General features: G+C 49.7%; 3 protein-coding genes. All 3 read left to right on the forward strand.

Annotation, left to right across the window (positions count from 1 at the left end):
- Window positions 1-56 precede the first annotated feature (56 nt).
- Window positions 57-2,435: an LPS-assembly protein LptD gene (locus tag ACJROR_RS05875; protein ID WP_406546271.1), complete on the forward strand. Its 2,379-nt coding sequence runs from the start codon at window positions 57-59 to the stop codon at window positions 2,433-2,435.
- An 8-nt stretch (window positions 2,436-2,443) separates the two neighbouring features.
- Window positions 2,444-3,739: a peptidylprolyl isomerase gene (locus tag ACJROR_RS05880; RefSeq protein WP_406546272.1), complete on the forward strand. Its 1,296-nt coding sequence runs from the start codon at window positions 2,444-2,446 to the stop codon at window positions 3,737-3,739.
- Between the two features lie 149 nt (window positions 3,740-3,888).
- Window positions 3,889-5,397 carry an RNA-binding domain-containing protein gene (locus ACJROR_RS05885; RefSeq protein WP_406546273.1) on the forward strand — a complete coding sequence of 503 codons (1,509 nt, stop codon included), beginning with the start codon at window positions 3,889-3,891 and terminating at the stop codon, window positions 5,395-5,397.
- Window positions 5,398-5,439 lie beyond the last annotated feature (42 nt).

Raw genomic sequence — 5,439 nt, forward strand, 5'->3', positions numbered from 1 at the left:
TTACTCTATAATAGAGACCTGCGACGCAACCTTGGAAGTAAAAGAGTACCGGTAATATGCACCCTCACCACAAAACAGGCATCCTGAGTCTGGGAGTTATTGTCTCCGCTGCGCTCCTCCCTGCGCAGACTCTCGCAGGAACAAAGGATCTGTTCAGTACCCAGAACGTCTACGATGCCCGCTGCCTTGCCGATATTCCCCCGTACGTCAAAAACGCCAAGAATCAGGATCCCAACCAGACTCAGGTCTCCATCACCGCGGATCATGCCCAGGCCGACCTGAGACAAAGCGTCAACTATTCCGGCAATGTGGAAATCGTCCAGGGCCAGAAAACCCTTAAAGCCGAAAAAACCTCCTTCAACCATGAGACCCAGGATATCAAAGCCACCGGTAACATTTTTTACCAGGACGGCGAGGTTACCGTAAAGAGCGACACCACACTTACCACCAACCTTAAAACCAATGATACCCGTCTGGACAAAGCCACCTACCGCCTCAACGGCACTCTGGTAAGAGGCTATGCCGATGAAGCGGTAATTACCGATCAGGCAAACCGCGTTTCATTAAGGAATGCCTACATCACCACCTGCCCTACGGACAACGAAACCTGGAAAATCAGCTCCACCGAAATCCAGATGGACAAGAACGAGGTTTTCGGCGAAGCCTACAATACTTTGTTCTGGTTTCACGATGTCCCGGTTTTTTACCTTCCTTACCTGAATTTTCCGGTAAAGAACCAAAGAAAGTCCGGTCTCCTGTACCCGGTTATCGGCTGGTCATCTTCTGATGGCATCCTCCTTAAAGCCCCGGTTTACTGGAATATCGCTCCCAACTATGACATGACCATCACCCCCACCCTTATCGGACGGCGGGGACTTCTTATGGAAAGCGAATTCCGCTACCTCCCCTTCCAGGGCACTCAGGGCACCATGATGGGACAGTACATCCATCATGACAGAAAGCGGCCAGACAAGGATGAAACCGACAAATTTCATGAGCGCTGGCTGTATACTCTGAATCATAAAAGCCACTGGGATAACAAAAATTACGGCATTGAGGCTGATTACACCCAGCTCCGCAGCGGGGACTTTAACTACATAGATGATTTTGACCCCAATTCGGTTACCACTATTGACAATCAGCTGACTCAAGAGGTCAAAGGCTTTGTCAATCTGCATAACTTCGATGCCTCGGTGCGCCGGCTCCGGTATCAGCTCCTCCAGCCTGATTCTCAGCTGTTATTTCAGCCGTTTAAAATCGAACCGGAAGTGAAGCTGGGCTATCATGACACCGTATACTCATGGTTAAGCTACAAGCTGGGCATGACCTATTCCAACTTCAGAGTGGATCGCCATTACCGCAGCGGCAGCTATTACGCCCAGAGAATCCACCTCGAGCCGGAGATTTTGATTCCGCTTATTGACCGCAAGGGCATCAGTCTCACCTTCCGGGAAAAGCTCTTTTACACCCATTATGACCAGAACATCCCCCGTTCCGGGTATACCAACTTTTTGATACAGTATCTGACCGTTGACGATCTCAGGCCCACCGTGGACAGATTCCTGAACCTTTCGGAGATCAAGGGCAAGGTTACCTTTACCAATACCCTGGAAAGCGGCAAAACCCTGACCCTGGAGCCGGAAATCCAGTACATGTACATCCCCTACAAGAATCAGGACGCCATCGGCCTTTATGACACTCTGGATCGGCTGTACGACTTTGAATCCCTGTTCAGCTACCGCCGGTATTCTGGTTTTGACCGAATTTCCGATGCCAACCGCATCAGCTACGGTCTCACCCACCGCATATTCGATGAGGACTACCGGGAGATTCTGCGTTTTCAGATCGGGCAGGGGTACGACTTTACCACCCAGCGGGTAAAGCTCCTCAGTCTTGAGGACAGCAACTATTATCCCCGCACTCCCATTTCCACCGCGCTCAATCTCAGTCCCATCAAAGGACTTTCCGCTCACGGAGATCTGGTTTACAACACCGAAGATTCCGAACTCGCCAGCTGGAGCGCTCTTATTAACGGAGAATACGAAGACTTCCGCGGCCAGATCAACTACCGTTATAAGAGAGACGGCAACCAGACTATGAAAAGCGAAATTATCGATCTCCGGCAGCTGGGGGGATCCGTGCAAGTTCCTCTGGGCCGGGACTGGCACGCCATCGGCGTCATGTATTATGACCTGTACCAGAAAAAGAACATCGATTCCAAGCTTGCCGTAAAGTATGACTCCTGCTGCTACTCTCTGGGCGTTCAGGCAGAAAGGTACAACAAACCGAATAACTATACCCTGACGTCCCGCAATGAAACCAAGTTCGGCATGTTCTTCGAACTCAAGGGACTGGCCAATGTCGGAGCCGATACCTCCTTTACCGCTGAAACCAAACTTCTGCCGTACAACGATACGGTGAATCTGAGCAAATAGGTATTACCATGCTGAAGATGAAGAAATTATTAGCCGCTGCCATTGTCCTGGGAACTCTCGCTTCCGGCTCGGCATATGCGGCCGGCGTCATGCCGGTGGACAGAACCGTAGCAGTGGCAAACAATGACATTATTCTGGAAAGCGAACTCGCAAAGGCCGTTGTCAATCTGAAAAGGAACTTCCAGAAAACAGGACAGGAAATTCCTCCGGAGGACGTGGTCAGAAAGAGCGCTCTGGAAAGGCTTATCGTTAACAGCCTTATCATGCAGCTCGCCGAACAGAACGGCATTACCATGACTGACTCCGATATTGATCGGGCCATCAGCCACATGGCTGCCCTGAACCATACCACGGTTCCCGCCATGCTGGCTCAGGCGGCAAGGGAAGGGTTTTCCGAAGCGGAGTATCGTAACGAGGTCAAGGAAAATATTATTATCGGCGAGGTTACCAGAAACCAGGTCAGAAGCAGAATCAACATTTCCGATCAGGAGGTGGAACAGCTGGCCCTCATGCTCAAGGACAATGCCGCAGCCATGAAATCCTATCATCTCGGCCTTATCTTTATCAAGCTGGATCCCGATGCCACTCCCGCCCAGACTGATGCCGCAAACCGCAAGGTAAAGCAGATCAAGGATGAACTGGCCCGAGGCAAGGTATTTGCCAATGTGGCCGCGCGGTTTTCCGATGCGCCTACCGGCGTAAACGGCGGAGATCTGGGCACAATTCCGGAAAGTCAGCTGCCGCCCCACATTGCCGATGCCGTCAGGGAACATAAAAAAGGCGATATTGTAGGCCCTGTCCGCACTGATCAGGGGCTCAGCATCATCAAAATCTACGATATGGGCGGCATGACCCCGGAGCCAGTGGAGCAGGTCAAGGTCAAGCACATTCTCCTGAGAACCAGCATTATCTTTGACGATAAGGCCGCCGAAGCCAAGCTGGCCGCCCTGAGAGCATCCATCGTAAACGGCGACAAAAGCTTTGACGATGTGGCCCGCAGCAATTCCGAGGATTATTCAAACTCCTTTAATGGCGGACTTATGGACTGGATGAACCCGGAGGTGTTTGATCCCGCCTTCCGGGACGCTATCGCAGCTCTTAAACCCGGGGAAATAAGCAAGCCCTTCAAAAGCAGCTTCGGCTGGCATCTTGCGGAGCTTGTGGGCAGAAAGGTCGACCGGGATTCCCTGGAGGCCTATAAGGTAAAGGCCAGAGAAATACTCTTTAACCGGACAATTGCCGAAGAAAGCGAGCGGTGGCAGCGGGAGATCCGCGATACCTCCTACGTAAAAATCTATGAATAGGATTTAGACCGCAGTTATCCACAGATATTTTAGCCTTTGTGGATAACTGCAACTCCTGTCCCATCAGGCAAGGAAAATCAAATGCCAGTTTTTCCGCAGCCAGCTCTGATACCCCCGGTTTTACGTAAGTTTTCAATGGTGTCCGGTAAATGCATAAGTTAACAGCTCTTGAACCCGTTCTCGAAAAACTCATTTCCTGTGAATATGAGGAGGACTGGTTTGAATTCAAGGAAAACTGGTTTGAACCTCATGCCCTCGGGGAATATATATCAGGCATGTCAAATGCCGCGGCCATGGCGGGGCAGGACTATGCCTATTTTATATGGGGCATCGAGAACTCTTCTCACACCATTGTGGGAACCTCTTTCGATTTTCACCGAGATGTGAAGAATGAACCCCTGGAGCATTACCTCGCGAGGCAGCTAAAGCCTGACCTGTGTTTTCAATTTCAGGAAATAACATTTCATGGAAAACGTGTAGTAGCTTTGATTATTCCCGCTGCTAAGGATGTTCCGGTATCATTTGACAGAAATCGCTACTATCGTGTTGGTTCCAGCAAGGTTAATTTGCTGGATTATCCGAAACGGGAAGCTCAGCTCTTCATGGCTCTTCGGGGGGATATTCCTACCATTGAGAATACAGCAGCTGACAACCAGGATCTCAATTTTCAAAAGCTGTTTGCTTACTATGGCGCCAAAGGTATTCCCTTAAGCAAGAAAACATTTAAGAAAAACTTAGATCTGCTGACACCAGATGGGAAGTACAACATGCTGGCGCAGCTCCTCTCTGACGACAGCCAGATTCCCATCAGATTCGCCTCATTTACCGGTACCACCAAGGCATCTCCCATGTATGCGGTGCGGGAATTCGGCAATGATTGCCTGCTTTATTCTCTGGAAGAGATTCTCCGTTATGGCGAGCTCATAAATGTACCGCAGGCAGATGAACGTAACAGAATCGTCGAAAGAAAAGAGGTTCCCCTTTTTAATCAAAAAGCCTTTCGCGAAGCTGCGATTAATGCCTGCGTCCACAACAACTGGCTTTTCGGAGCGCCTTCTTTTACCGCTTTTCATGACCGCATTGAAATTTTATCAAGAGGGGCTTTGCCGCCAAAGCAGACCAGAGACGGTTTTTTTGCCGGAGAGTCTGTGCCTGTTAATGAAAAGCTGGCAAAAATATTTTTACAAGTGCATATAAGTGAGCAGACCGGACGCGGGATTCCGGCTATATCTAATGTTTATGGCAAGGAAGCCTTCAGTTTCAGAGAAAACAACATCAAAGTGACCATTCCTTATCATCGTTTAGATATAAATGAGAATGCTCCAGGCAACGTACCAGTTCCCAATCATGATGCACCAGTCAATGTACTAGTCACCGGCCAAAATGCACCAGTCAATGTACCAGTCACCGGCCAAAATGCACCAGTCACCGTAGATAATACGTCTGTAAGCACGTCCGAACAATTGACGGACGAGGATAAGATATTACGGTTTTGCATCGAGCCCAAAAGCGCCATGGAGATAGCAGCCTGCCTGGGATGCAAAGACAAGAGAACTGTCCGTAAAAGGCTTGATCCCCTCATAGAACGGGGAAGACTTGATTTGACAGTTCCTGAGAAACCAAACCGCCGTCTTCAGAAGTACTTTACCGTAAAGTGATAGCGGGAAAAAAAGACGAGAGAATGTACAAAGAGGGAAGAA

It is taken from the genome of Succinimonas sp. (assembly GCF_045225735.1).
GTDB lineage: Bacteria > Pseudomonadota > Gammaproteobacteria > Enterobacterales > Succinivibrionaceae > Succinimonas.